The 26,000-nt window shown below is 46.3% G+C and carries 27 protein-coding genes; 22 read left to right on the top strand and 5 right to left on the bottom strand.

Annotated elements, in window-relative coordinates:
- Window positions 1-19 precede the first annotated feature (19 nt).
- A complete protein-coding gene (gene vpr, locus NSU05_RS19315; RefSeq protein WP_038429822.1) occupies window positions 20-2,440 on the bottom strand; it encodes a serine protease Vpr in 2,421 nt (806 codons plus the stop codon).
- Window positions 2,441-2,969: 529 nt separating this feature from the next.
- Here vpr and NSU05_RS19310 point away from each other — a divergent pair.
- Both NSU05_RS19310 and sacT read left to right on the top strand, forming a co-directional pair.
- On the top strand, window positions 2,970-3,272 hold the full coding sequence (locus tag NSU05_RS19310) for a hypothetical protein (RefSeq protein WP_003222155.1): 303 nt from the start codon (window positions 2,970-2,972) through the stop codon (window positions 3,270-3,272).
- 39 nt (window positions 3,273-3,311) lie between these two features.
- Window positions 3,312-4,142: a sac operon transcriptional antiterminator SacT gene (gene sacT, locus NSU05_RS19305; protein WP_003227423.1), complete on the top strand. Its 831-nt coding sequence runs from the start codon at window positions 3,312-3,314 to the stop codon at window positions 4,140-4,142.
- 38 nt (window positions 4,143-4,180) lie between these two features.
- On the opposite strand, the gene NSU05_RS19300 is transcribed toward sacT, so the two are convergent.
- Window positions 4,181-4,951, bottom strand: a complete 771-nt coding sequence (locus tag NSU05_RS19300; RefSeq protein ID WP_038429821.1) for a formate/nitrite transporter family protein — start codon at window positions 4,949-4,951, stop codon at window positions 4,181-4,183.
- Between the two features lie 301 nt (window positions 4,952-5,252).
- Here NSU05_RS19300 and scrA point away from each other — a divergent pair, with 301 nt between their 5' ends.
- From scrA to NSU05_RS19285, 3 genes are all read left to right on the top strand, one after another.
- A complete protein-coding gene (gene scrA, locus NSU05_RS19295) occupies window positions 5,253-6,638 on the top strand; it encodes a PTS system sucrose transporter subunit IIBC (RefSeq protein WP_038429820.1) in 1,386 nt (461 codons plus the stop codon).
- Window positions 6,635-8,074, top strand: a complete 1,440-nt coding sequence (gene sacA / locus NSU05_RS19290) for a sucrose-6-phosphate hydrolase (RefSeq protein ID WP_038429819.1) — start codon at window positions 6,635-6,637, stop codon at window positions 8,072-8,074. Before scrA ends, sacA begins: the two co-directional genes overlap by 4 nt.
- A 93-nt stretch (window positions 8,075-8,167) precedes the next feature.
- On the top strand, window positions 8,168-8,416 hold the full coding sequence (locus NSU05_RS19285; protein WP_003243437.1) for a hypothetical protein: 249 nt from the start codon (window positions 8,168-8,170) through the stop codon (window positions 8,414-8,416).
- Window positions 8,417-8,506: 90 nt separating this feature from the next.
- On the opposite strand, the gene NSU05_RS19280 is transcribed toward NSU05_RS19285, so the two are convergent.
- The gene (locus tag NSU05_RS19280; protein WP_014665830.1) at window positions 8,507-9,322 is read right to left on the bottom strand and encodes a bifunctional hydroxymethylpyrimidine kinase/phosphomethylpyrimidine kinase; all 816 of its coding nucleotides are present in this window, start codon (window positions 9,320-9,322) and stop codon (window positions 8,507-8,509) included.
- Window positions 9,323-9,465: 143 nt separating this feature from the next.
- Here NSU05_RS19280 and NSU05_RS19275 point away from each other — a divergent pair, with 143 nt between their 5' ends.
- The 5 genes from NSU05_RS19275 (at window position 9,466) to NSU05_RS19255 (ending at window position 12,600) form a co-directional block, all read left to right on the top strand.
- Window positions 9,466-9,804: a PadR family transcriptional regulator gene (locus tag NSU05_RS19275; protein WP_003227432.1), complete on the top strand. Its 339-nt coding sequence runs from the start codon at window positions 9,466-9,468 to the stop codon at window positions 9,802-9,804.
- Window positions 9,797-10,432 carry a permease prefix domain 1-containing protein gene (locus NSU05_RS19270; protein WP_038429818.1) on the top strand — a complete coding sequence of 212 codons (636 nt, stop codon included), beginning with the start codon at window positions 9,797-9,799 and terminating at the stop codon, window positions 10,430-10,432. Before NSU05_RS19275 ends, NSU05_RS19270 begins: the two co-directional genes overlap by 8 nt.
- Before the next feature lie 47 nt (window positions 10,433-10,479).
- Window positions 10,480-11,013 (top strand): hypothetical protein, encoded by a 534-nt coding sequence (locus NSU05_RS19265; RefSeq protein WP_038429817.1) that lies wholly within the window; start codon window positions 10,480-10,482, stop codon window positions 11,011-11,013.
- Between the two features lie 89 nt (window positions 11,014-11,102).
- On the top strand, window positions 11,103-11,909 hold the full coding sequence (locus NSU05_RS19260) for a glycosyltransferase family 2 protein (protein WP_017696218.1): 807 nt from the start codon (window positions 11,103-11,105) through the stop codon (window positions 11,907-11,909).
- 13 nt (window positions 11,910-11,922) lie between these two features.
- Entirely contained in the window at window positions 11,923-12,600 is a 678-nt protein-coding gene (locus NSU05_RS19255) for a uracil-DNA glycosylase (RefSeq protein ID WP_015384978.1), read from the top strand.
- 24 nt (window positions 12,601-12,624) lie between these two features.
- Here NSU05_RS19255 and NSU05_RS19250 read toward each other — a convergent pair whose 3' ends face one another.
- A complete protein-coding gene (locus tag NSU05_RS19250; RefSeq protein WP_339204251.1) occupies window positions 12,625-13,995 on the bottom strand; it encodes an aldehyde dehydrogenase in 1,371 nt (456 codons plus the stop codon).
- Between the two features lie 167 nt (window positions 13,996-14,162).
- Between NSU05_RS19250 and NSU05_RS19245 the strand changes: the two genes are divergently transcribed.
- The 3 genes from NSU05_RS19245 (at window position 14,163) to NSU05_RS19235 (ending at window position 16,255) form a co-directional block, all read left to right on the top strand.
- The gene (locus NSU05_RS19245) at window positions 14,163-14,480 is read left to right on the top strand and encodes a YwdI family protein (protein ID WP_003243806.1); all 318 of its coding nucleotides are present in this window, start codon (window positions 14,163-14,165) and stop codon (window positions 14,478-14,480) included.
- A gap of 19 nt (window positions 14,481-14,499) precedes the next feature.
- Window positions 14,500-15,822 carry a purine/pyrimidine permease gene (locus tag NSU05_RS19240; protein ID WP_015384975.1) on the top strand — a complete coding sequence of 441 codons (1,323 nt, stop codon included), beginning with the start codon at window positions 14,500-14,502 and terminating at the stop codon, window positions 15,820-15,822.
- Window positions 15,823-15,883: 61 nt separating this feature from the next.
- Window positions 15,884-16,255, top strand: a complete 372-nt coding sequence (locus NSU05_RS19235) for a DUF423 domain-containing protein (protein WP_003227446.1) — start codon at window positions 15,884-15,886, stop codon at window positions 16,253-16,255.
- Between the two features lie 43 nt (window positions 16,256-16,298).
- On the opposite strand, the gene gerQ is transcribed toward NSU05_RS19235, so the two are convergent.
- A complete protein-coding gene (gerQ, locus tag NSU05_RS19230; protein WP_014481253.1) occupies window positions 16,299-16,844 on the bottom strand; it encodes a spore coat protein GerQ in 546 nt (181 codons plus the stop codon).
- Between the two features lie 319 nt (window positions 16,845-17,163).
- On the opposite strand from gerQ, the gene spsA reads away from it, so the two are divergent.
- The 9 genes from spsA to rfbB are packed head-to-tail and all read left to right on the top strand — an operon-like array spanning window position 17,164 to window position 25,993.
- On the top strand, window positions 17,164-17,934 hold the full coding sequence (gene spsA / locus NSU05_RS19225; RefSeq protein ID WP_015250957.1) for a spore coat dTDP-glycosyltransferase SpsA: 771 nt from the start codon (window positions 17,164-17,166) through the stop codon (window positions 17,932-17,934).
- Window positions 17,935-17,938: 4 nt separating this feature from the next.
- Window positions 17,939-19,363, top strand: a complete 1,425-nt coding sequence (locus NSU05_RS19220) for a CDP-glycerol glycerophosphotransferase family protein (protein WP_019712828.1) — start codon at window positions 17,939-17,941, stop codon at window positions 19,361-19,363.
- 20 nt (window positions 19,364-19,383) lie between these two features.
- Window positions 19,384-20,553 (top strand): DegT/DnrJ/EryC1/StrS family aminotransferase, encoded by a 1,170-nt coding sequence (locus NSU05_RS19215; protein ID WP_038429815.1) that lies wholly within the window; start codon window positions 19,384-19,386, stop codon window positions 20,551-20,553.
- On the top strand, window positions 20,554-21,423 hold the full coding sequence (locus NSU05_RS19210; RefSeq protein ID WP_003227457.1) for a GNAT family N-acetyltransferase: 870 nt from the start codon (window positions 20,554-20,556) through the stop codon (window positions 21,421-21,423).
- Complete coding sequence (locus NSU05_RS19205) at window positions 21,423-22,544, top strand: N-acetylneuraminate synthase family protein (protein WP_038429814.1); 1,122 nt, start codon at window positions 21,423-21,425, stop codon at window positions 22,542-22,544. Before NSU05_RS19210 ends, NSU05_RS19205 begins: the two co-directional genes overlap by 1 nt.
- Window positions 22,537-23,259: a spore coat protein gene (locus NSU05_RS19200; RefSeq protein WP_038429813.1), complete on the top strand. Its 723-nt coding sequence runs from the start codon at window positions 22,537-22,539 to the stop codon at window positions 23,257-23,259. The genes NSU05_RS19205 and NSU05_RS19200 overlap by 8 nt, the downstream gene beginning before the upstream one ends.
- A gap of 2 nt (window positions 23,260-23,261) precedes the next feature.
- Window positions 23,262-24,281 carry a PseG/SpsG family protein gene (locus NSU05_RS19195; protein ID WP_038429812.1) on the top strand — a complete coding sequence of 340 codons (1,020 nt, stop codon included), beginning with the start codon at window positions 23,262-23,264 and terminating at the stop codon, window positions 24,279-24,281.
- Between the two features lie 24 nt (window positions 24,282-24,305).
- A complete protein-coding gene (locus tag NSU05_RS19190) occupies window positions 24,306-25,046 on the top strand; it encodes a sugar phosphate nucleotidyltransferase (protein ID WP_014478328.1) in 741 nt (246 codons plus the stop codon).
- Window positions 25,046-25,993 (top strand): dTDP-glucose 4,6-dehydratase, encoded by a 948-nt coding sequence (rfbB, locus tag NSU05_RS19185; protein WP_003244201.1) that lies wholly within the window; start codon window positions 25,046-25,048, stop codon window positions 25,991-25,993. The genes NSU05_RS19190 and rfbB overlap by 1 nt, the downstream gene beginning before the upstream one ends.
- The last annotated feature ends 7 nt before the right edge of the window (window positions 25,994-26,000 follow it).

The raw sequence follows: 26,000 nt of genomic DNA, 5'->3' as shown, positions 1-26,000 counted from the left end.
GAATCGGCAGGGCTTTTTCTTATTCAACAGTGAAAGGTTCTTCGGTCAAAACCTGGCTTGACTTGCCTTTGTTCGCGGCATATGCGAGCAAGTAATACTCTCCGGCCGGAAGTTTGGTTCCGCCATTAATCGTGCCGTCCCAGTCAAAGTACTGGTAACCTTTATCTTGGTTTTTATAAATGCCGGCTTGGCCTGCGAAATCAAGGTTGCTGTCATAGACGAGGAACGCCAACTCTTCCGCTCCCGCAGGAAGGTAGGTTTCAATTTGATAGGTACCTTGTACAGACCCTTCGCTGACAGAGACAGATGTGACTCTCGGATAATCGGGCTCTTTCACAATCAGCAATGTAGGTACCTTAGCGACCGTTTTTCCGCCTTCTCTGACGATAACCGTTCCTTCATAGGTGCCAGCTTTTGTTTTCTTCGTATTGACCTTTACTTTTGCAGTGGCTTTCCCGGTTTGATGTGCCGGAATCACAACACGGCTTGTGCCGGATGTGGAAATGCCGCTGCCATTAAATGAGTATTCAAGTGTGTATGACTTTCTAATGGAAGATTGATTTTCAATCGTAAACGTTTCATTTTTTGTTTCGTTTCCGTTTTCCTTCAAGAACGTGCCGTATGAATAGCTTCCAGGTGAGACGAGCGAATCGGCTTTGATCGCGTTCATGATTCTTGCGCTGCCTGCGCCTTGAGCGTTATGCGGATATACTTCCCCATCGCTATCCTTTAAAGTGACAGCGGTATTCATGATGGCGGCTTTAATCTGTTCAACGCTCCACTTTGGTTTGGCTTGTTTAATAACGGCAACCGCTCCGGCAATATGAGGCGATGCCATGCTTGTTCCTTGTTTTGATCCGTAGCCGTATGGATGGCCAGGATCGTGTGTTGGGATCGTGCTCACGATATTGACCCCTGGCGCGGAAATATCAGGCTTAATCATCCACGTATCCATAACAGGGCCGCGTGATGAGAAATCAGCGACTTGTTCACCGAGCGCTTTTGAGACCGTCAACTTGAATGTTGTTTTTGTCTCACCAGCTTTCAGGGCGCTGACGAGTTTTTCGCCGTCTTCTAATGAAAGCTTAATCGTTGGGACAGACATGCCTGGCACATTGGCTTCAATTTCTCCAGAGAGGTTGTTATACACAACCATGCCGACTGCACCGGCTTTTTTAGCGTTATCCGCTTTATCCACAAATGCAATGCTGCCTCGTTTGACAACGGCGACTTTGCCTGTCAGGTCTTTCCCTTCAAAATCCTTTTCTTCGCCGATTCCCGCTTCGACAAGCTCAACTTCTTTGTTATTGAGCGCTTTGACGTCGTCCTCTTTGTTATAGCCCATCACTTTTGCTGAAGAATAGGAGCCGAAAGTGACGGCGTATTCATTGAGCGGCAGCTGAGTCGCACCGACAGAAATCGCTTCTCTGGATGTGCCCGGCGATCCGACTGTCCAGCCGTTCGGTCCGCTGTTGCCGTTTGAGGTAACAGCGACAACGCCTTCTGACATGGCCCAGTCAAGCGCTGTGCTTGTCGCCCAGTCCGGGTTGTTTAAAGAGTTTCCGAGAGACAGGTTCATCACATCTGCCCCGTCCTGCACTGCACGTTCCACACCGGCGATGACGTTTTCCGTTGTGCCGCTTCCGCCAGGCCCTAACACACGATAAGCAAGAAGTGTGGCATCAGGCGCTACGCCTTTAATTGTTCCGTTTGCAGCCACAGTTCCGGCTACGTGTGTGCCGTGGTCAGTCGCTCCGCCCCTCGGATCGCCTGTTGGTGTTTCTTTTGGATCGTAATCATTGTCTACAAAATCGTATCCTTTATATTGTCCAAAGTTTTTCTTCAGATCTGGGTGATTGTATTCAACCCCAGTGTCAATAATCGCCACCTTGATGCCTTTTCCTGTGTAGCCTAAATCCCATGCATCGTTTGCTCCGATATAAGGCGCACTGTCATCCATTTGCGGAGATACGGCGTCTTCGGAGATTGTGACGTCTTTATCCTTCATATTGTCTGTTTTATATGTGACGTTCGGGTACACTGCCTTAACGTCTTTTACCGCGAGAAGTTTTGGAATCTCATTAGCTGGGAGCTTCATAGAGAAGCCTGAAAATACCTGCTCATATTCCCGGTTTACTTTTCCGTTTTTCACCGCTTTGATTGCTTTATTTTTTGCTTTGGTGCGAGCGGTTTTCAGCTTGCTTTTCGATTGGCTTTCTCCCGCTTCCTTCGCTTCTGCCAAGGATTTTTCTTTTAATTCCACTATAACGGTTGTTTTTTTGCTTGTCGTCATATCGATATCACCGAATACCTCGGCTTTTTCCAGATCAGCCGACGTTTTTGAAGAAGCCGGAGCTGCCTGGACGCCCGTAATACCTGTGGATAACGCAAAAAATAAGACGAAACTTACAAGCAGAAAGCGAATGATCCCCTTTTTCAATGTGTTTCCCCCTTTGTATTTAGAAAAAATGTGAAAGATCTAGTATATATTTCTTGAAAATTCAAAAAAATCCTTGTGTCATTTGGACCATTTATTGGATTTTGTTTGTGTATAACGAAGGAGTTATACACAGAACCCTGTGTATAAGTGAATAAACCTGTGTATATATATAGTTAGGAATATACGTTCGTATACAAAATATAGATAGAGTTTGTGGACATGTGGATATCTCTTGTGATTAAGTTGTTCTTATCTTTGGGATAACTTGTGTATAAAGTTTTCAAAGCGGTTCTCCAATTTTCATTTCAATTCTTTCAGCTTTCAACAAAACTTCTAAAAACTAGTTGGTTTTTTCACTCATATTGTGACAAAGAATTCTCTTTCCACGGTCTATCATAGAGTCATGAGTTTTGCTAGAGCTGCTAGTTTGCGAGAAAAGAAATCGGCCGTCTTTTCTTGCGGGCTGCGGCTGAGAAAACGGGCTGCTAAAAAGGCTGCCTGCCAAAAAGAAGCGGAGGGATGTTTTTCTATGAAACGTTTGCTTGTATCTTTACGGGTGTGGATGGTCTTTTTGATGAACTGGGTGACGCCGGACAGAAAAACTGCGGCTGCCGCGGTTTATTCGGCTCAGCGTACATACCAAAGAAAGGCGGCTGTGCAGGCCGCAGGACTCGTTTCGTTTTATGAATGGCGGATGGCTGTGAATGAGGAAGAAAAGCAGAAAGCGAAAGCCGCCGCGCTTTATAAAAGAAGATGTTTGCAAGCCTTCAAGGAATCGCCAAAGCAGGAGAGAGCGGGCCCGCATCTTTACATGGCGGTCAAAAGGAGGTAAAATCCCAGTCAAAAGCAAATTGGCGGGAGAGATAACCTCTTGAAAATCTATAAAGTATTAAACAACAATGCGGCTTTAATAAAAGAGGATGATCAGGAAAAAATTGTGATGGGGCCGGGAATCGCTTTTCAAAAAAAGAAAAATGATCTCATCCCTATGAATAAAGTGGAAAAAATCTTTGTCGTGCGCGACGAGAATGAAAAGTTCAAACAAATCCTGCAAACACTGCCGGAGGAGCATATAGAAATAGCTGAGGATATCATCAGCTATGCGGAAGGAGAGCTCGCGGCGCCGCTGAGCGATCACATTCATATCGCGCTTTCCGACCATTTGTCCTTTGCGATCGAAAGGATTCAAAATGGGCTGCTTGTGCAGAATAAATTGCTGCATGAGATAAAGGCGCTCTATAAAAAAGAATATGAGATCGGCCTGTGGGCGATCGGACATGTAAAAGAGACATTGGGCGTGTCTCTGCCTGAAGATGAAGCGGGTTATATTGCCCTTCACATCCATACGGCGAAGATGGATGCGGAGAGCATGTATTCAGCGCTGAAGCATACGACCATGATCAAAGAAATGATAGAGAAAATAGAACAATACTTTAATCGAAAGGTGGATGAAAACAGCATTTCCTATCAACGCCTTGTCACGCATTTGCGATACGCGGTCAGCCGGTTGGAATCAAATGAAGCGCTCCATCGTATGGACGAGGAGATGCTTTATTTCATCCAAAAAAAGTATTCATTCGCCTATCAATGTGCGCTGGAGCTGGCGGAGTTTTTGAAAAATGAATATCAATTACATTTGCCGGAATCCGAGGCCGGCTATATCACGCTGCATGTCCAGCGTCTTCAAGATCTCTCGGAATAACCGCTTTGACTTGCAGGGAGTGATCTCTGGAAGTTTTTTTATTGATCAGGATTCAGTGTGTAGTACATCCAGCCCATCATAACTATTCCCGCGGTCAGATTGCCGAGCGTAACGGGGATTAAGTTTCTGACTGCTCCCATCAGTGTCACTGTATCAGGGTGCTCAATCAAAAGCGAGATGGCAAATGTGCACATATTGGCAATGCTGTGTTCAAAGCCGGAAATAAAGAAGCAGAAAACGAAAAGCATCATGGTAAAAAGCTTTGCTCCTTCCCCTTTGAGAGACATTGGAATGAAAAAGGCGAGGCACACAAGCCAATTGCACAGCATTCCTCTGAAAAACAATTCGGAAGCCGGCGGCTCCATTTTGTGCTCTGCCAAATGAATCAAAAAGGAATGAACAGAAGGCTCCTCAAAAAGTCCCGTCGCGCTGATCAGGATGGCAAACAGAATGGCGCCGATTAAATTGCCGGCATAGCTTGACATCCACAAGTACAGGGTGTCGCGCCAGCTGGTTTTTTTCCGGAGCGCGGTATAGGTGAAGTAAAAGGTGTTGCCGGTAAATAAATCTCCGCCTCCGTAAGCAATCATCACAATAGCGGCCCCGAAAGTGACAGCGGCTGCCGGAAAGGCAAACGGAGAATCAGCCATAAAGAAATAGCTGCCTGTTTTGCTTGCGGCTGTAATGCCAAAACCAATAAATATACTGGCCAAAATGGACCGAAGCACATAACGGATTTTGCTTGAAGCGAATATGTTTTGTTTTTTCAAAGCATACTGTTCAACCTTTTGTAATGCTTGAGTTTCCATTGTCTTTTCCTGCTTTCTTTCATGATTGAGCATAGTATAGCACGATATTGTGAAGTGTTTCACAATTAATTTTTACGAATTTTTGTCTACATGTTATATCAAACTATTTAACTAAAAAAATAGTTGACGAAAACGCTGTCATGATTTATGATGAAAGCGTATTCTTAATCTGAATAAGCGGGATTGTGACTGGTAAAGCAGGCAAGACCTAAAATTTGCGTAAATGAAAAAGGATCGCTGTGTCCTTTATTCGTTGGCGAATTTTAGGTCTTTTTTGTTTAAATAAAAGGGGGAGAAATAGATGGATTACAAAGAGACTGCAAAACGCCTCATTGAGCTTCTCGGAGGGAAAGAAAATATCATCAGCGCGGCTCATTGTGCAACAAGACTGCGTTTAGTGATGAAAGATGAATCAAAGATAGATCAAGCACAAGTAGAAGAGCTTGATGGCGTTAAAGGGGCTTTCAGCAGCTCTGGCCAGTACCAGATCATTTTCGGAACAGGCCTTGTGAATAAAGTATTCGATGCTTTTTCTAAAGAAGCTGATATTGAGCGTGAGGAACACGTCAATCATCAGGATGCGGCAAAAGAAAAGCTGAATCCCGCTGCGAGATTTGCGAAAACGCTTTCTAATATTTTTGTTCCAATCATCCCGGCTATTGTAGCCAGCGGCCTATTAATGGGATTGCTGGGTATGATCAATGCGTTTCATTGGATGAGCAAGGATTCTGCGCTTTTGCAGCTGCTTGATATGTTTTCAAGTGCAGCATTCATTTTCTTGCCGATTCTAATCGGGGTCAGCGCTTCAAAAGAGTTTGGCAGCAATCCATACTTGGGAGCGGTCATCGGGGGAATCATGATTCATCCGACTCTTTTAAATCCATGGGGATTGGCGGAAGCGACACCTGATTACATGCATCTTTTCGGATTTGATATCGCGCTTCTCGGCTACCAGGGAACTGTTATCCCTGTCCTGCTTGCGGTGTATGTGATGAGCAAGGTAGAGAAATGGACGAGAAAAGTGGTTCCACATGCGGTGGATTTGCTTGTTACACCATTTGTTACTGTGATTGTCACCGGGTTTGTTGCTTTTATCGCGATTGGCCCTCTGGGCAGAGCGCTTGGCTCCGGCATTACGGTTGCTTTAACTTATGTGTATGACCATGCCGGTTTTGTCGCAGGTCTGATTTTCGGGGGCACGTATTCACTCATCGTGCTGACAGGCGTTCATCACAGCTTCCATGCGATTGAGGCGGGGTTAATTGCAGATATAGGCAAAAACTACTTGCTGCCTATCTGGTCAATGGCGAATGTCGCACAGGGCGGGGCAGGCCTTGCCGTCTTCTTTATGGCGAAAAAGGCAAAGACAAAAGAAATCGCGCTTCCGGCTGCATTTTCCGCTTTTCTCGGCATTACTGAGCCCGTCATATTCGGAGTCAACCTTCGCTACCGAAAACCGTTTATCGCCGCGATGATCGGAGGCGCATTGGGTGGGGCTTATGTCGTCTTTACACATGTTGCTGCAAACGCTTATGGGTTAACGGGTATTCCGATGATCGCCATTGCTGCGCCGTTTGGCATGGGCAACTTGATCAACTATCTGATTGGCATGGCGATTGCGGCAGTGTCAGCGTTCATTGCAGCATTTGTCATGAAGATTAATGAGGATGAGGAGAGGAAAAAATGACAGCACATGACCAGGATCTTCGTCGCCGGGCTTATGAAGAAGTGGAGAAAAAAGAGCCCATCGCTAACAGCGATCCGCACCGCCAGCATTTTCATATCATGCCGCCGGTTGGGCTGCTGAATGACCCGAATGGCGTGATTTATTGGAAGGGCAGCTATCATGTATTCTTTCAGTGGCAGCCGTTTCAGACGGGGCACGGCGCAAAATTTTGGGGGCATTATACGACACAGGATGTTGTGAATTGGAAGCGGGAAGAGATTGCGCTGGCTCCGAGTGATTGGTTTGATAAAAACGGCTGCTACTCGGGCAGCGCTGTCACGAAAGACGATCGGCTCTATCTGTTTTACACAGGAAATGTCAGGGATCAGGATGGAAATCGGGAAACGTATCAATGCCTTGCTGTTTCTGACGACGGGCTGTCCTTTGAGAAAAAGGGTGTTGTCGCCCGCCTTCCGGAAGGATATACGGCGCATTTTCGCGATCCGAAGGTATGGGAGCATGAAGGCACATGGTATATGGTGATTGGTGCGCAAACAGAGAATTTGAAAGGGCAGGCTGTATTGTTTGCTTCTGATAACCTGAGTGAGTGGAGATTTCTTGGCCCGATAACCGGCGCGGGCTTCAACGGGCTGGACGATTTTGGATACATGTGGGAATGCCCTGATTTGTTTTCCCTTCAAGGATCGGACGTGCTGATTGTTTCGCCTCAAGGGCTTGAGGCTGACGGTTTCCTTTATCAGAACGTATACCAGTCAGGTTATTTTGTCGGGTGTCTCGATTATAACAAGCCTGAACTGAAGCATGGTGATTTTAGGGAACTTGATCAAGGTTTTGATTTTTACGCGCCGCAAACACTTGAAGATAATCAGGGCAGACGAATTTTGTTTGCATGGATGGCTGTGCCTGACCAGGATGAAGGATCTCATCCGACGATTGACTATCACTGGATTCACTGCATGACGCTGCCGAGACAGCTGACAATATCAGGCGAGAAGCTGATTCAGCGGCCGCTGCCTGAGCTGAAAGCCATGCGCAGAAACGAGAAGAAATTACAAATCCACATGCACGAATCATCTGGCACACTTCCAGTGGAAAACGCTGAAAGAGCTGAGATTCTGCTGGAAGACATTCATACGGAGTCTGGCTTTTCAATCAGTATCCGCGGAACGGCTACGTTTTCCTTCCATAAAGACGAGGGGATTGTTACGCTGGAACGAACGAGCTTTGACGGAAAAAGAACAGAAGCGAGACATTGCCGCATCAAGGATTTGCATACCGTGCACATGTTTATCGACGCATCCTCTGTTGAAATCTTTATCAATAACGGAGAAGAGGTCTTTAGTGCGAGATATTTTCCTTTCCCGGGAAATCATGAAGTAACAGCCAGTTCGACCGGGAAATCTGAAATGAATGTCGGAATTTGGACACTTATGTAGAAAATCCTTCTATTTTCTTATGTGAAATCTGAGCCATCTGTGCTATTCTTCAACGATAACCTACTATTTTTTTCTGTAAAAGGAGTTGTTTTCTTGAATATACATGAACAGAAGATAACACCGGAATGTTTGGAAAAGGCTGCTAACCAAGTTGAAGATAAGCGGGAAGAATATAAGGATGTGCTGCTTCAGCTGAAAAAAATGCTTGGCGGAACAACGCCGCACAGTGAAACGGCGGAAATTCTTACGCGGGCATATGAACAAATGAAGGAATATGCACTTTTTGTTCAGTCGATAGAAACATTTTTGAGGAAATCTGCAAACAATTTAAAAATCAAATAAACAGGCTGCCGATGGGATCGGCAGTTTTTTCTGTGAAAAGTCTTCGGTGATTTAAAAAGGGCTGCCTCTTTGTTAGGCAGCCCCTTTTGTTTATGATTGTTGATTCAGGCGCAGTGCAGAATGCTTCGTAGGACCAACATACTGGTTTAGCGGGAAGGATTCTTTAATGGCCGCTGTGATGAATTCTTTCGCTGCGTAAATGGCTTCTTTGACTTCCGCACCTTTGGCAAGCTCCGCTGTCACGGCTGCTGAGAACGTACAGCCTGCGCCATGTGTATAAGGCGTATCGATCATTTCGCTTTCAAGGACTTCCGCTGTTTCTCCGTCATAGAGAACATCAACGGCTTTCTCATGTTTGAGTTTGCCTCCGCCTGTAATGACGACATATTGAGCGCCGAGTGCGTGAATTTTTTTCGCGGCTTCGATCATATCGTCAACTGTTTTTAGTTCATCCATGCCGCTGAGCTGGCTGGCTTCAAACAAGTTTGGCGTAATGACAGTGGCTAGCGGAGCCAATTGCTCACGCAGGGCTTGGGCGTGCTCCGGATAAAGGACTTCATTAGCACCTTTGCAAACCATAACCGGGTCAATTACCACATTTTTTAATTGTTTTTCTTTGATCGTTTTTGCCGCAAGCTCGATAATGTCAACGGTTGGCAGCATTCCTGTTTTCATGGCGTCCACGCCGATGCCGTCCGTAATTGTTGCAAGCTGGGCGCGGATTGTATCAGTATCGATCGGGAATACCTGATGGTCCCAGCTGTTGTTTGGGTCCATCGCAACGATCACCGTTAAGGCGGTCATCCCGTATACGTTTTTTTCTTGAAATGTTTTTAAATCAGCTTGAATCCCAGCACCGCCGCTTGAATCTGAGCCGGCAATGGTGAGTGCTTTATGCATAGACATGTCTTGAACCTCCATCGTGTTTTGTCTTTCATTATAGTTAGATTTTCTCTGTATCACAATATAGAAGATCTATAGGAATCATTTGACAATCTCAACGGGCTTTCGTAAAATGCTACATAAGAAAACTAGGTAGGGGTTTTGAGATGTTAAATCGTGAGCTGGTTAAGGGAAGCACGGTTATATTGGTATTGACGCTTCTGAACGAGCGGCCGATGTACGGCTATGAGCTTGTAAAAGAAATGGGAAGCCGCAGCGGAAATGAACTGCAGATGAAAGAAGGGACCTTGTATCCTTCTCTTCACAAGCTTGAACGCCAAGGGTATATTTCTTCCTACTGGGAGAAGCAGGAGAAAGGACCGGACCGCAAATATTACCGGATTACAGACGAGGGCAAAGAAGTGCTGGCGGAACGCACGAAGGAATGGAGCGTATTTTCAGCCATGATGGACCGAATACTGAAGTGGAGCGGACAAAATGGATAAAGAAACATATGTATCCGAAATCAAAAGCGGGCTTAAAGGGCTTCCTGAGGGTGAGGCGATGATAGAAGAGATTGAGAGCCATATTGAACATCATCTGTTTCGCTCTTTTCAGGAAGGAAAGAGTGAGGAGGAAGCTATGCAGACTTTATTGCAGGCGTTTGGAACACCAACTGACATTGTTTCTTCGTTTAAGAAAATACAGCCAGTAACGTTCCGTGCGTTTTTGATGTTCCATCTTTTCTGTAACAGTGCCCTATTCGCTGTCGGCATTGCGATTACAATAATGCATGTATGGCTTGAATCACCGTTTGTTCAAGCAGTATGGAAAGGCATTTCTGTTTCTGTTTGGCTGATCTTAGCTGCATATATGATCTACTGGGTGCTGATTGGGTATCAAGGCGTGAAGGAGTTTGGAAAACGCGGAGAAAAGCTTGTTCTACATACGATTCTGATCTCAATGGTGCCAAACGTCATTTTTATGCTTGTTTTTCTATTCAATGTAATTCCTGCTGCGCTGTTTCAATCCTTGTTGACACCTTGGTTTGTTGGAACTTGTGCTATTGCAACGCTGTTATTTCCGTTATTTGGCCGAATGGGCTGTTATATTGGCAGGCGTCAGCTTGCCTGATTTTTTAGATATATACATAGAATTTCTATGTAAAGGAGGTGTAGTTCGTGAGGATTAGCTCTTGTTTATATGGTTTTGTAGCTCATGGGGCAGTATTTTTGTTTACTGGTGGCTGCATGCTCTTGGCCATGGCAGCCAGCTTGCCTTTTGTTTTTCTGCTTGATTGGCTGCCTGATGTCGTCTTTACAGCAGGTGCCATTCTTACGCTGTTATGTTCATATGCTTATGTCTGGTTTTGGGCGGTCCGATTTGCATATAACCAGAAAATGCGCCTGTTTGAGGTTCAATTGGGGTCCTTTGTGGTGCTGGCCCTCATGATATCTTTGTTTTTATTGGATGGATCTAGTATGAAAGACATCATGATGAATTGGGACGATACAGGCTGTGCTTTTGTGCCGCCGGCTTTTACATTTTTGTGTCTTTCTTATGCACTGGTGCTGCTGCCGGTCTATCAATCTAAGCTGTGGCGTCTTATCCTTCCGAATGGCGTCCGCCTGAAAGATCTCTTTCATGTCTTTGGAAATCTGATGCTGATCATGGTGCTTCTGATCGGAGCCACTTTGCTGTTTCTATCATTGTAGTATGCCGTTTCAGTAGGATATTCCCACTGATCTCCCGTCCAATATATGTTTTAATAGTACATGACTATGAAAATGAGAAGGAGAGCATCATGAAGATTTCTATCGTAATTGTGACCTATAATCGGATTCCGGCTCTGTGTGAGCTTTTGGAGTCGATTTCCCGCCAGACCTTGAAGCCGTATGAAATTATTATTGTGAATGATGCCGGGGAATCGGTCGTGCCGGTCAAAGCACTGTATCCGGAGCTGCCGATTGCTGTCATCAATTTAGAAAAGAACTCGGGGCATGTGGCTGCGAGAAATGCCGGTGTAAAAGAGGCGTCTGGCGATTGCATTATGCTGTGTGATGACGATGATTTCTTTACGCCAGGGCATGTCGAGAAAATGGCAAAGGAAATAGAAACGGCAGACTTCGTTCATTCTGATGCGGAAATAGTTTCGTTTGAAGAGAAAAACGGAACAAGGTATCCAGTGTCACGGAAATTGTTTGCTTATACCGCTGACTATGAGGATATGAGAGTGTTTTCTACATACGTGCCGTCGGGCAGCATGTACAGACGTTTTCTGCATGATGAAATCGGGTATTTCGATGCTGATGTGCACAATTACTGGGATTGGGATTTTTATTTACGCGCGGCCAAGGATTACCGGGTGAAGCGTGTCCCTTGCGCCAGTGTGATTTATGCCTTCAGTGACGCGGGAGACAATCAGTCTGCGGACCTTGGCGCCAAGCGGAAGCAATATTTGGATCGTTTAAGTGAAAAGCACGGACTCGGGGAGCTGCCGACGAAAAACTTTGCCGTCCTGCTTGAAGAGCCTGAGATGAAGAGGCGGGAAGCAAAAAGTGAAATGGTTTGGGATGGCGAGCCTGTCTATTCCAGACTTCATCGTTCGTAAGGGGGCCTGAATCTTGAAACAGCTTTTACAAGACAGCTGGTGGAATCAGCTAAAGGAAGAGTTTGAGAAACCGTATTATCAAGAGCTCAGAGAAATGCTGAAGCGGGAATACGCGGAGCAAACGATTTATCCGGACAGCCGGGATATTTTCAACGCGCTGCATTATACATCATATGATGATGTCAAGGTCGTCATTCTGGGACAAGATCCGTATCACGGGCCGGGACAGGCTCAAGGTTTAAGCTTCTCTGTCAAGCCCGGTGTAAAGCAGCCGCCTTCGTTAAAAAATATTTTTCTTGAACTGCAGCAGGACATCGGGTGCAGCATCCCGAATCACGGGTCGCTTGTGAGCTGGGCAAAGCAAGGTGTTCTTTTGCTGAATACTGTGCTGACAGTAAGGCGCGGACAGGCGAATTCCCATAAGGGAAAAGGCTGGGAGCGACTGACGGACCGAATTATTGACGTGCTGAATGAAAGGGAGCAGCCGGTTATCTTTATTTTATGGGGCCGGCATGCCCAAATGAAAAAAGAACGGATCGACACGTCCAAGCATTTTATCATTGAATCGACGCATCCCAGCCCGTTTTCGGCGAGAAACGGATTTTTCGGGAGCAGACCGTTTTCCCGGGCGAATGCCTATTTGGAGAAAATGGGAGAGGCGCCGATTGATTGGTGTATTAAGGATTTGTAAAAAGCGCAGATACTCTGCGCTTTTTTATTTGAGTATTTTTCGAATCATTCGCAGCCCATTTTTGGAGGAAGGATAACGAAATGCGAAGTCGAAGCGGTTCGTTTGTTTGACGACGCTTTTTTTGTGCGTGAATGTGTTAAAACTGTCAAACCCGTGATAGCTGCCGATGCCGCTTTCCCCGACGCCGCCGAATGGCAAATACGGCGTCGCCACATGCATTAACGTATCATTGACACAGCCCCCGCCAAACGACAGATTTCCTAAAACAGCGCGCTCAATTTCTTTGTTTGTGGTGAAGAGATACAGGGCGAGCGGCTTAGGGCGCGATTGGACTTTTTCAATGACTTCCCCGATATTCCGGTATGTAAAGAGCGGAAGAATCGGCCCGAAAATCTCCTCCTGCATCACTTGAGAGTCATCTCTCACATGTTCGAGAATGGTCGGCGCAATTTTGTGATGATCGGGATCAGATTGTCCGCCTGTGAGCAGGATGCCGTCATTCAGAAAGCTGAGCAGCCGCTGATAGTGGCGCTCACTGACGATTTTGCCGTACTGTGAATTCTGTTCCGGCTGAGGGCCGTAAAATTCTCTGATCGCACGCTTCATTTCTTCTGTGAGCTTCGTTTTGATGTCCTCGTGGACAAATAAATAATCCGGTGCGATGCAGGTTTGTCCCGCATTTGTAAATTTCCCGAAGACGATGCGTTTGGCGGCAAGCTGAATGTCAGCATCTTTATGGACGATGCAGGGGCTTTTGCCGCCGAGCTCCAAGGTTACGGGAATTAATTGTTTGGCGGCGGCCTCCATGACGATTTTTCCTACAGCTACACTGCCTGTAAAGAAAATGTAGTCAAAGGGCTGCTGTAATAATGCTGTGCTGACATCGGGCCCGCCTTCTGCCATAGCGACATAATCAGTAGGAAAAACGCTGCTGATGAGTTTGGAAAGAATAGCAGAAACAGCCGGCGTATATTCTGATGGCTTGAGAACGACCGTGTTCCCCGCCGCAATGGCTCCAATCAACGGAGAAAGCGCCAGCTGCAAGGGATAGTTCCAAGGTGCAATCACCAAAACGGTTCCATACGGCTCAGGAATGATGATGCTTTTGGAGCCTAGATGAGTCAGCGGCGTTTTGACTCGTTTCGGCTTGGACCATTTTTTCAGCCGTTTCATGACAAAGCTGATTTCCTCCAAGACGATTCCGATTTCTGTTGAGTATGCTTCTTGCTCGGATTTGTGGAGATCCTGGTAGAGAGCGGCTATGAGATCGGCTTCATGAGTTCTGACGGTTTGTTTCAGCTTTCGCAAAATGTTCAGTCTCGATTCAAGCGGTCTCGTATGTCCCGCCGCAAAATAGGCTTTATGCTTGCTGATGATAGAGGGGATGCTGTTCATTCCGTTTCTCCTTTTTGTAATGTATGGTGATTTATTATGTGAAAAATCTCTTCTGCTTGTCAATCGCGCAAGGTTTGTCAGAAAAAATAACAAACTCATATCTGCGTTTACAGCAGGAATTTGATAAAATGCAGGAAGACAACATTTATTTTTTTGGAGGGTGCTTCATGAACATTCATATATCTGCATTAATTCAAAAGATGGAAGAGGAGCTGAAAAAAGCAAAAACAGCTGAACGGGATGAGGAGCTGAAGCGTTATGTAGCGGTTGTCCGTTCTCTGTGTGATGTCGTGCTTGATCAGCCGGAGAACGCGAGCGCGCCCCGCATACAGCCGAGCGTTACGCCAAGTCCCGCCGCGCCGCCATCGACAGACCAGCTGATGATGGAAAAAATGATGGGGAGCGCGGGATTAAACAAATATCGAAAGCAAGAAAAAGAGAAGCAGGAAGAGGATGGAAACGGAGAGTCTTTATTTGATTTTTAAAGAGAGAGGTTGAGCTTACGTGAAATTGGTTCTTGGCGCGCTGCAATGGACAGCGTTTATTATTGCTGCGGCGATTGTTGTTCCGGTGGCGGTTGCCCAGTCGTTTCATCTGGATCACTCAGATTCTGCAAGATTGATTCAAAGCACTTTTTTTGTACTGGGAATTGCCGCCGTCATTCAGTGTTTGAAAGGCCACAGACTGCCGATCAATGAAAGCCCAGCCGGCTTGTGGTGGGGAGTGTATACGATCTACGCAGGGCTGACGGGAACTGTGTTTGCGACATATGGAGACACACTGCGGGGGTTGCAGGGAGCTCTTCTTGTAAGCGCTGTATGTTTCTTTTTGTTAAGTGTTTTCAAGGTCATTGACAGACTTGCAAAATTGTTTACTCCGGTTGTAACGGGCGTCTATTTATTGCTTCTTGTCATGCAGCTGAGTCAGCCCATTATAAAAGGAATTCTCGGAATCGGTTATCGACAGGACGGGGTGGACGGTCTTGTATTTGGCCTGGCGCTTGTTGTGATCGCTGCCGCTTTTATAATGACAAATTCGAACATCATGTTTTTTAAGCAATATTCTATATTATTAGCCTTGTTCGGCGGGTGGGTGCTGTTTGCGGCTGCCGGAGCGGCAAAGCCGATTGAAATGCCGGACCGGCTGTTTCAGCTGCCTTCCCTGTTTCCTTTTGGGACACCGTTATTTAACAGCGGCCTGATCATCACTTCTATTTTTATTACCATCTTGCTGATTGTGAATATGCTGGCGAGCATGAAGGTTGTGGACATCGCCGTGAAAAAATTCAGCAAACAGCCTGATGGAAAGCATCATGAACGCCATGCCGGTTTTGCCGCTTCATTCAGCCATCTGCTTAGCGGTTTGACGGGAGCTATTGCGCCTGTTCCGATTTCGGGAGCCGCGGGTTTTATTGAAACGACCAAAATGCCTTCTAAAAAACCGTTTATGCTCGGCAGTATTCTGGTTATCGTGATCAGCGTAATCCCGTTTTTTATGAATACGTTTGCGAGCCTGCCGTCACCCGTTGGATTTGCGGTGAATTTTGTTGTGTTCTCCGCAATGGGCGGTCTGGCCTTTGCCGAATTTGATTCATATGAGAAAGAAGAATCAAAAAGGGTGAGGTCTATCATCGGTATCTCACTGCTGACAGGGGTCGGTATCATGTTTGTTCCTGAAACTGCGTTAAAGGGATTGCATCCGGTATTTATTTCTCTATTAAGCAACGGGCTCGTATTAGGGACGCTTGCTGCAATAGCAGCTGACCAGTTCCAGCTTTGGCGCAGGAGAAAATCCGACAATCTCGTGTCAACGGAGAACAAACATTGAATTTTGGTGCAGGTGCGATAAGATAAATGATATGAGTTTAACGAAAAGGCGGGAGAGATAGATGAAAGTTTTTATCATATTAGGGGCTATTAACGCCCTGCTTGCCGTGGGACTCGGAGCATTCGGCGCTCACGGATTAGAAGGGAAAATACCTGATAAATATCTTCAGGTTTGGCACACAGGCGTGCAGTATCATATGTATCACGCCCTTGGGTTATTCGTTGTCGCGTTTCTGGCTGATAAATTATCCGGCATAGGCAGTGTCACGACAGCCGGCTGGCTGATGTTTGCGGGAATTGTGCTGTTTTCCGGAAGCTTATATATTCTAAGTGTGACGCAAATCTCCATTCTTGGAGCGATCACCCCGCTCGGCGGTGTGGCGTTTATTATTTCTTGGATTATGATCGTTGTCGCAGCCGTCAAATATCTATAATCAAAAAAGCCAATCCTCATCATATGAGTGATTGGCTTTTTTCTTATCTTGGCGAATAGGACGCCATGGAATATGGATACGTATAAGCAATTTCTTCATCAAATGTAATGTAATCGAGGTAGATTGTCAGGAGCAGGTAGCGTGTTCCTGATTTCGGGTCGCTGATAATAATGTGATCCCGGCCCGCAGCTTCGATGACGCCGCGAAAAATCTTCGAGCCCCATTCCTTGCTGTTTTCAAATGTCATATAAATGGTGGCCGTTTTTCCCCGATTCAGGCGCAAAATATTCTCGATGTAAGATTCCTCAACAGGCAGCATGCCGGGAACGCTTTGGCCCGGTCCTGACGGTGTAGGCCCCGATGGAATTTGAAAACCGCCGCCCTGCTGCTGGCCCGGGAATCCAAATCCCTGCTGTCCTTGTTGTCCTTGCTGTCCCTGCTGCATTGGCATCATTGGCTGCATCCCCATTGGCTGCATTTGTGAGCCTTGGCCTTGCTGCGGGTACGGGTTGGCGCCAAACTGAGGCTGATACCCCTGCATATTATCAAATGCCTGCATTTGCTGATATTGATTTTTTTTCGGTTTCATATCGTTCCTCCTTTTTATGAAAACCATTCAAAACATGTTCTGGATGTATAGGTGAACGCTCCGCGATGACTCACCTCCGATGGAAAACGATCTTAGTCGCTGGTGCGATTTTTATCTCTTTCACCTTATGAGGCTGATGCTTGGATTATGCTGAAAAAGAACAGCGGACCGATCAGATTTCGCTCTGGGCAGCCGCTGTTTTTCAGAGACATACACAAACTTTTCGCATATTGGTTTGTATCCCTAGCGCAACTTGAGCATAAGCAACATAAGATAACGATAGTTTCAGGTGTGAAGTTCCAAGAAGGAGGTGTAGGATTTGCCTAAAGTATCAGTCATTATGACGAGCTATAACAAAAGCGATTATGTGGCAAAGTCCATTTCTAGCATACTCTCACAAACGTTTTCAGATTTTGAATTGTTTATTATGGATGACAACTCCAATGAAGAGACGCTGAATGTAATCCGTCCTTTTTTGAATGATAACCGAGTGCGTTTTTATCAAAGCGATATATCTGGAGTGAAGGAAAGAACAGAAAAAACGAGATACGCGGCACTGATCAATCAGGCGATTGAGATGGCGGAGGGTGAATATATCACCTATGCGACGGATGACAACATCTATATGCCGGACCGCCTCCTGAAAATGGTGCGGGAGCTCGATACCCATCCTGAAAAGGCTGTGATTTACTCAGCCTCCAAAACCTATCATTTAAACGAGAATCGCGACATTGTAAAAGAAACTGTCAGGCCTGCCGCTCAAGTGACATGGAACGCACCGTGCGCAATTGATCATTGCTCGGTGATGCACAGGTATTCGGTGCTTGAGAAGGTAAAGGAGAAGTTTGGCTCCTATTGGGATGAAAGCCCGGCGTTTTACCGTATAGGAGATGCGCGATTCTTTTGGAGAGTCAATCATTTTTATCCGTTTTACCCACTGGATGAGGAGCTGGACCTGAATTATATTACCGACCAATCGATTCACTTTCAGCTGTTTGAATCAGAAAAAAATGAATTTGTCAGGAACCTTCCTCCGCAGCGAAATTGCCGAGAGCTGCGTGAATCATTAAAAAAGCTTGGAATGGGGTGAGAGCTTGTCGGCCTATTTAAGCAATTATTGGGTGCTGTACCGGAAGTACGTGGAGCTTTTTGACAAACTTCGCTACAAAGGGATTCCGCTTGGGCTTATCAGTAATTTTTATCAATACATCAGCCCTGAGCTGAGGGTGATGATGGAAGAAGAACCGGAATTATTCGGATCGGTGGATCAGCATATCGATGAGGGACAGATTCAGCCGTTTTTTGAAGAAAGAATCCAAAAAATCGTTAAAACAAATGACAAACCTGTTAAAGGGAAAGTCATTTTGCACTTTGATTACCTGCGTTTTTCAAACGGAAATTACTATCAATTTGATCCTGAAAAAACGGCTGTTTTGGCCAGATGGAGTTTGCCGCATTATTGTGATCTGCCTGTAATTAGCAAGCGGGAGATTGCGGATTCATGCCAAAAAGGCGATTCGAAGCAGTATCTCGAAACAGCCTGTTCGCTTCTCGCCCCTTATGATGATCACCCGGCATTTGGTGATCAAGCGTTTCGCGACCGGCTTTTCAAAGATATTCCTTTATTTATAGAGGCCATTGATACAGTTGATGCGCTGTTTGAACAGGAAAAGATTTCAGCTGTTATTGTCGGAACGGCAGAAGACATTTACAGCAGGGTGCTCGCTCTCATGTGTCAAAGAAAAGGGGCCGTCAGCATTTGTCTTCAGCATGGCGCATTGATGGGAGATGAAGCCTTCATTCCTGTTTTTACAACCTATCAAGCTGTTTTTGGTGCGTATGAAGCAGAGTGGTTCATACGAAAAGGCTGTAAACCCGAGCAGATTCTCGTAACGGGACATCCCCGCTTCGATCAGATTTTTAACAGAACGCCTATGGATATGTCCATATTCTATCGAAAACTTGCTTTTCAGCCGACTAAAAAAATTGTGCTCATTGCCACTCAGCCCTTTTCAGAAGACTTTTATTCCGGTGTGCTGCAGGGGCTTTCTGATCAGAAGCAGCTGCAGATCATTATCAAACCCCACCCGTGGGAAATCGGAAAAAACAAGCTTGATCTGTATCACGAGGCGGCGAAAAAACATAAAGCATGCAGAGTCATCAAAAAGGAGCTGGAGCTTTATGATTTGCTGCCGTATGCTGATGCCGCAGTGACGCAGACCTCGACAGTCGGTCTTGAAGCCATGCTGTTTCAAAAGCCTGTGCTGATCGGAAAATCGTCCGGAAATCGCTCGTATCCGTATTATGAGTCTCTTGGCGATTTTATGTTTGACCAGCCGGATGAACTAGCGCACACCTTGGTTGAAGTTCTTCGAAGTCCCGACGTGCATCAAAAAGCAGAAGAGGCGCGCCTGGCATTCATAGCGGCTAATTATCCGGTGGCAGAATCAACAAATGCTTTATTTGCGGAACTGAAAGCCAAAACAGGGGTTGATTACAGGCGGGAAGATACTGAATAAAATGATAGGAGCGCAAAGAAATGGTGCAAAAGAGAAATCATTTTCTCCCTTACTCATTGCCGTTAATCGGTAAGGAAGAAATTCAGGAGGTTACAGAAACGCTTGAATCGGGATGGCTCTCTAAAGGCCCGAAGGTTCAGCAGTTTGAAAAAGAGTTTGCCGCGTTTGTCGGGGCGAAGCACGCCGTGGCGGTAAATTCATGTACCGCAGCTTTATTTTTGGCTTTGAAAGCAAAAGGGATCGGGCCCGGGGACGAGGTCATTACCACTCCGCTTACGTTCAGCTCGACCGTCAATACGATTATTCATACGGGAGCGACGCCTGTGTTTGCGGATATTGACCAAAACACGCTCAATATTGACCCGGTAAAGCTTGAGGCGGCCGTCACACCGCGAACGAAAGCAGTTGTGCCCGTCCACTTTGGCGGGCAGTCCTGCGATATGGATGCAATATTGGCTATTGCCCAAAATCATGGTTTATTCGTGCTGGAGGATGCGGCACATGCGGTATATACGACTTATAAGCAAAGAATGATCGGTTCTATCGGGGATGCAACGGCATTCAGCTTTTACGCCACCAAAAACCTCGCGACAGGGGAAGGCGGCATGCTGACGACTGATGATGAGGAGCTTGCCGATAAGATCCGGGTGCTAAGCCTTCACGGCATGAGTAAAGCCGCATGGAACCGTTATTCTTCAAATGGCAGCTGGTACTATGAAGTCGAATCGCCCGGCTATAAGATGAATATGTTTGATTTGCAGGCGGCCCTCGGACTTCATCAGCTGAAACGGCTGGATGATATGCAGAAACGGAGAGAAGAGATTGCCGGCCGCTATCAAACCGCTTTTCAGCAGATTCCTGGGCTGATCACGCCGTTTGTCCATGATGACGGCAGGCACGCCTGGCATCTATATGTTCTGCAAGTTGATGAAAAAAAAGCCGGGGTTACGCGCAGCGAAATGATTACGGCTTTAAAGGATAAATACAATATCGGCACTAGCGTTCATTTTATTCCAGTACACATTCATCCGTATTATCAAAAGCAATTTGGATATAAGGAAGCGGACTTTCCGAATGCCATGAATTACTATAAACGAACCCTTTCTCTCCCGCTCTATCCATCAATGTCTGACGACGATGCAGATGATGTCATTGAAGCTGTGCGGGATATCGTAAAAGGGGCTGATTAAGTGTATACGGTAAAAGAAAATGTCTCCAAAGAGGCAATTGAGGAATTTCTCCAAAGCAGAAAGCTTACACTGGATGTTCCGTATCAATTTTCCCTCGGCCTTTTTGAAAACAGCAGGCTCCAAGGTGTATTGCTTTACGAAGATTCTTTGTGGGAAAGCAAGGTGCTTCAGAAGAAAGTCATGAACGTCAAACTTCTTGCGGCAAATAGTACCGGGCAGCTAAAGAGGCTGTTTGAAGCTTTTTATACTGTACGCCAAATGGATGAAACGGATTTTATCTTTGTCCGTGTTCCGGCTGAAGATATCGGAGCCGCGCATGTGATACAGCAGCAGCCATCCTCTTACTTTGTCGGGAGTTTGCTGAAGCTGGCGATGCCTCCGTCTTTTTATGACAAAACACCGCCATTTTTTGAGCTGGGCCCGCCTGAGCCCGGAGACACAGAAGCGATATGTGAGCTGGCCCGAGACTCGTTTACAAAAAGCAGATATTTTCAGGATCCTCATCTCAGCCGCGATGCAGCAAACAAAATATTTCAGGAGTGGACACGAAACAATCTGAATGGAAGGGCGGCGGTCAATATTGTCGCTAAACACAATGGCGAGGTCATCGGCTATCTTCAGGGCTTATCAAGAGATGATGAATGCATTCTCGATTTGATGGCTGTAAAGCCGGGATTTGAAGGAAAACGTATTGCGTTTCATTTATTGGCGAATCTCATAGAACAACCGGAGACCCAGAAGCATAGAACGGTAACAGCGGGGACGCAGCTCCACAATGTAAGGGCGATCCGCCTTTATGAACGAATGGGCTTCACCGCTGAACAATCGTATTACTATTATCATATTTGGCCGGGCAAGGAGGCGAAATAATGGCAGCGTTTCAGATCGCGAATAAAACTGTAGGCAAAGACGCTCCTGTTTTTATTATTGCTGAGGCGGGGATTAATCATGACGGGAAGCTTGATCAGGCTTTTGCGCTGATAGACGCCGCGGCGGAAGCGGGAGCGGATGCCGTGAAATTTCAAATGTTCCAAGCTGATAGGATGTACCAGAAAGATCCTGGTTTGTACAAGACGGCAGCGGGCAAGGACGTCTCTATTTTTTCTTTGGTTCAATCTATGGAAATGCCTGCTGAGTGGATTTTACCGCTATTGGATTACTGCCGCGAAAAGCAGGTGATCTTTTTAAGTACGGTATGTGACGAGGGGTCAGCTGATCTGCTTCAGTCTACCTCGCCGAGCGCTTTTAAAATCGCATCCTATGAAATTAACCATCTCCCGCTGCTCAAATATGTCGCCCGGCTGAACAGGCCGATGATTTTCTCGACAGCCGGAGCTGAAATCTCTGATGTTCACGAAGCTTGGCGCACCATCAGGGCAGAGGGAAACAATCAAATTGCCATAATGCATTGTGTGGCGAAATACCCAGCACCGCCGGAGTACAGCAACCTCAGCGTCATTCCGATGCTTGCCGCCGCTTTTCCTGAGGCGGTCATCGGCTTCTCCGATCATAGCGAGCATCCGACAGAAGCGCCGTGTGCCGCGGTTCGGCTCGGAGCAAAACTGATAGAAAAGCATTTTACGATCGATAAAAATCTGCCGGGTGCCGACCACTCGTTTGCATTAAATCCGGATGAATTGAAAGAAATGGTCGATGGCATCAGGAAAACGGAAGCTGAGCTGAAACAGGGGATCACAAAGCCGGTCTCTGAAAAACTGCTTGGCAGTTCATACAAAACAACGACCGCCATCGAAGGAGAAATCAGAAATTTTGCATATAGAGGCATTTTTACAACAGCTCCGATTCAAAAAGGTGAAGCCTTTAGTGAAGACAATATCGCAGTGCTTCGGCCCGGACAAAAGCCGCAGGGGCTGCACCCGAGATTTTTTGAACTGCTGACCAGCGGTGTTCGGGCTGTAAGAGACATTCCGGCCGACACAGGCATTATCTGGGATGACATTTTACTGAAGGACAGCCCGTTTCATGAGTGATATTCTCTTTATCATTCAGGCAAGAATGGGTTCAACAAGGCTTCCGGGAAAAGTGCTTCGGCCGCTCGGATCGAATCGTTTACTTGACATTCTCGTTCACCGTGTCCGGAAAAGCGCGTTTTACCAAAAGGATCGGGATAATCTTGTCATCGCCACGTCTGACAAAGAAACTGACGACATATTAGAGGCGCACTGTATCAAACAAGGCTTTCGTGTTTTCCGCGGGAGCGAAGAACGTGTCCTCGATAGGTTTGTGAAGGTCATAGAAGCTGTTAAACCGTCAGTCATCATCCGGTTAACAGGTGATAATCCGTTTGTCGATCCTGAGCTGCTCGATGTAATGATTCAGGCGCATTTTGATCAAGGCTCGGATTATACGTATATCCTGAATGCCCCATTAGGGATTTGCGGCGAAGTGGTCAACGCCAACCTGTTAATTGACATCAGCCGTATTCAGGCTTTGGAGGATCAATATCAGGAGCATGTCACGTTATATATAAGGAATCATCCAGCTCTTTATCGTGTTCAGTTTTTAGAGGCGCCGGAACGATTTCGCGCCCCTCAATATCGGCTGACCATTGATACAAAGGAAGACTATGAATCGATAAAGGCCCTCTATCAAAAAGCAGGCGAGCGCCCCGATGTATCCGCCTCAGAGCTTATCACCCTTCTGAACCGGAACCCCGATGCGGCAACCGAACGAGAGGCTGACTAGCCATGCATGTTGGGATCTTCGCAGACGGCGGCTATGAAAAGGGAATGGGCCATGTTGTCCGGATGAAGAGGCTTGCGGAGGTGCTCAAACAGCGATGCTTGATTACGTTTTATACGAATCAGGAGTCTGAAGCGTTTCTTCATGAAGAGCATTGGCGTGTCATCGTAAAGCCGGAGCTGCAGCAGCACGAATTTATTCTCCGGGAAATAAAAAGCAAGAAGCTTGATTTGCTTTTGTTTGATATTCTAGGCGTGCCTGCAGAGCTGTTAAAGAAAATAAAGACGGAGACAGATGCGAAAATTGTTCTTTTTGAAGAGAAAAACGGTAAATCGATTCAATATAGTGACGCAGTCATTAACGGAATTTACGGTCACATCAGAAGCAGGGTGTACGTTCAGGGAAACACACGCATCTATGAAGGTCCGGACTATCTTATTCTTCACCCCGCCTTTCAGGCCGCAAGAGAGGATTACACACTTAAGAAAGACTGTCGCAATATCCTTGTTGCATTAGGAGGAAGTGATCCGAAGCAGCTTATTTTTAAAGTGCTGGCTGCCGCTGATCAAGTCCCCGACATAAAAGACAAAAACATAATGTTTGTAATGGGGAGCGCTTCACCGCATCAAGAGGCAGTCCGAAAGCGGATCGAAAAGAAGCCGCAGTACAAGATGATCGAACAGACAAATGATATGGCAGGTTTGATGAAACAAGCGGACGCAGCCATTGTCGCCGGCGGCATCTCTCTATATGAAGCCATTTGCATCGGCGTGCCGTGCCTTGTTCTTTCTCAGGTTGAGCATCAAACGGCTACAGCCAAAACATTTGCTGACCAAGGCGCCGCTCTTGATCTTGGCTTAGGTGAGCTTGTACCGGATGAAACACTCATCTATCAGATGTCGCGCATTATGAGCAGCTATCCTCTTCGCCTTTCTTTGCACAAGGGAGGAAGGCCGCTCGTGGATGGCAAAGGCATTATGCGGGTAACAGCTATTCTTCAAGAATTATATGAACAAGAGATATAAAAATGCATGTAAGGAAGTGTTAATGTGAAAGGTGTTATTTTAGCCGGAGGAAACGGCTCACGCCTTATGCCCTTAACGAAAGCCGTCAACAAGCATTTGCTTCCTGTAGGCCCGTATCCGATGATATACTGGTCGATTATGAAGCTGGAGGAAGCCGGAATAAAAGACATTTTACTCATCAGTCAAAAAGAGCATATGCCGCAATTTTACAAACTGCTTGGGAACGGGGAAGAGCTTGGCGTTACTATCACTTATCAAGTACAGCCGGCAGCATCGGGCATTTCGGATGGGCTGTCTTATGCAAAGCGCTTTACGAAAAAAGAGTCTTTCATTTTATTATTAGGTGATAATATTTTTGAAGATTCATTAAAGCCTTATACAGAACGCTTTGAACAGCAGGGGAAAGGAGCAAAAGTGCTTCTGAAAGAAGTTGATGACCCGGAACGTTTCGGGATTGCTGAGATTGATGAGAAAAACAAGCGGATTCGTTCCATCATCGAAAAGCCCGAACAGCCACCGACCAACCTTTGTGTTACCGGCATTTATATGTATGATGCAGAGGTGTTTTCGTATATTGAACAAATATCACCATCAAAGCGCGGCGAGCTGGAAATCACCGATGTGAATAATCTATACATCGAAAACAGCCAGCTTACGTATGATGTGTTATCAGGCTGGTGGGTAGATGCCGGAACTCACGAATCGCTTTATCTCGCTTCCCAGCTTGTACACCAGGCTTTACGGAAAGGACAGGACGAAAAGTGATGGCAAAATCATATTTAATTACAGGCGGGGCCGGCTTCATCGGGCTCACGTTTACAAAGCTCATGCTGAGGGAAACGGATGCGCGCATTACCGTTTTAGATAAACTGACGTACGCCAGCCACCCGGAGGAAATGGAAAAATTAAAGCAAAACAGCCGTTTTCGCTTTGTAAAAGGGGACATCAGCGTTCAGGAGGATATCGACCGCGCGTTTGATGAGACCTACGATGGCGTCATTCACTTCGCAGCAGAATCGCATGTGGACAGAAGCATTTCCCAAGCAGAGCCGTTTATCACCACAAATGTCATGGGGACATACCGATTGGCGGAAGCGGTCTTGAAAGGAAAAGCCAAGAAGCTGATTCATATTTCAACAGATGAGGTATACGGGGATTTAAAAGCGGATGATCCCGCGTTTACAGAAACGACGCCGCTTTCTCCTAATAACCCATACTCAGCCAGCAAAGCAAGCTCTGATTTGCTCGTGTTGTCTTATGTGAAAACCCACAAGCTTCCGGCCATCATTACACGATGCAGCAACAATTACGGACCTTATCAGCACAGCGAAAAAATGATTCCGACGATTATCCGTCATGCGAAGCAGGGCCTGCCTGTTCCGCTGTATGGCGATGGACTCCAGATCCGAGACTGGCTGTTTGCGGAGGATCATTGCCGCGCGATCAAGCTGATTTTAGAAAAAGGGACCGACGGCGAGGTGTATAACATCGGAGGCGGAAATGAACGCACGAATAAAGAGCTGGCGAGTGTCATTTTGAAGCATCTGGGCTGTGAGGAATTGTTCGCCCACGTGGAAGACCGAAAAGGGCATGACCGGCGCTATGCGATCAATGCATCAAAGCTGAAAAACGAACTGGGCTGGCGGCAGGAAGTGACGTTTGAAGAAGGCATTGCGCGTACGATTCAGTGGTATACAGACAATGACCGATGAGAAGGTG

This window comes from Bacillus sp. EU52, from assembly GCF_037964975.1.
In the GTDB taxonomy this organism is placed as follows: domain Bacteria; phylum Bacillota; class Bacilli; order Bacillales; family Bacillaceae; genus Bacillus; species Bacillus subtilis.
Note: the sequence above shows the minus strand (reverse complement) of the source record. Positions and strands in the feature narration are given on the sequence as shown.

Bases quoted from the DNA above. Each gene is read 5' to 3' on its own strand.
- NSU05_RS19310 (WP_003222155.1), top strand. From the start codon at position 2,970: ATGAAACGTTTGCTTGTATCTTTACGGGTGTGGATGGTCTTTTTGATG.
- NSU05_RS19300 (WP_038429821.1), bottom strand. From the start codon at position 4,951: ATGGAAACTCAAGCATTACAAAAGGTTGAACAGTATGCTTTGAAAAAA.
- NSU05_RS19245 (WP_003243806.1), top strand. From the start codon at position 14,163: ATGAACATTCATATATCTGCATTAATTCAAAAGATGGAAGAGGAGCTG.
- NSU05_RS19270 (WP_038429818.1), top strand. From the start codon at position 9,797: ATGGATAAAGAAACATATGTATCCGAAATCAAAAGCGGGCTTAAAGGG.
- NSU05_RS19235 (WP_003227446.1), top strand. From the start codon at position 15,884: ATGAAAGTTTTTATCATATTAGGGGCTATTAACGCCCTGCTTGCCGTG.
- NSU05_RS19250 (WP_339204251.1), bottom strand. From the start codon at position 13,995: ATGAACAGCATCCCCTCTATCATCAGCAAGCATAAAGCCTATTTTGCG.
- NSU05_RS19215 (WP_038429815.1), top strand. From the start codon at position 19,384: ATGGTGCAAAAGAGAAATCATTTTCTCCCTTACTCATTGCCGTTAATC.
- NSU05_RS19200 (WP_038429813.1), top strand. From the start codon at position 22,537: ATGAGTGATATTCTCTTTATCATTCAGGCAAGAATGGGTTCAACAAGG.
- NSU05_RS19260 (WP_017696218.1), top strand. From the start codon at position 11,103: ATGAAGATTTCTATCGTAATTGTGACCTATAATCGGATTCCGGCTCTG.
- rfbB (WP_003244201.1), top strand. From the start codon at position 25,046: ATGGCAAAATCATATTTAATTACAGGCGGGGCCGGCTTCATCGGGCTC.
- NSU05_RS19195 (WP_038429812.1), top strand. From the start codon at position 23,262: ATGCATGTTGGGATCTTCGCAGACGGCGGCTATGAAAAGGGAATGGGC.
- NSU05_RS19280 (WP_014665830.1), bottom strand. From the start codon at position 9,322: ATGTCTATGCATAAAGCACTCACCATTGCCGGCTCAGATTCAAGCGGC.
- sacA (WP_038429819.1), top strand. From the start codon at position 6,635: ATGACAGCACATGACCAGGATCTTCGTCGCCGGGCTTATGAAGAAGTG.
- NSU05_RS19275 (WP_003227432.1), top strand. From the start codon at position 9,466: ATGTTAAATCGTGAGCTGGTTAAGGGAAGCACGGTTATATTGGTATTG.
- NSU05_RS19205 (WP_038429814.1), top strand. From the start codon at position 21,423: ATGGCAGCGTTTCAGATCGCGAATAAAACTGTAGGCAAAGACGCTCCT.
- scrA (WP_038429820.1), top strand. From the start codon at position 5,253: ATGGATTACAAAGAGACTGCAAAACGCCTCATTGAGCTTCTCGGAGGG.
- gerQ (WP_014481253.1), bottom strand. From the start codon at position 16,844: ATGAAACCGAAAAAAAATCAATATCAGCAAATGCAGGCATTTGATAAT.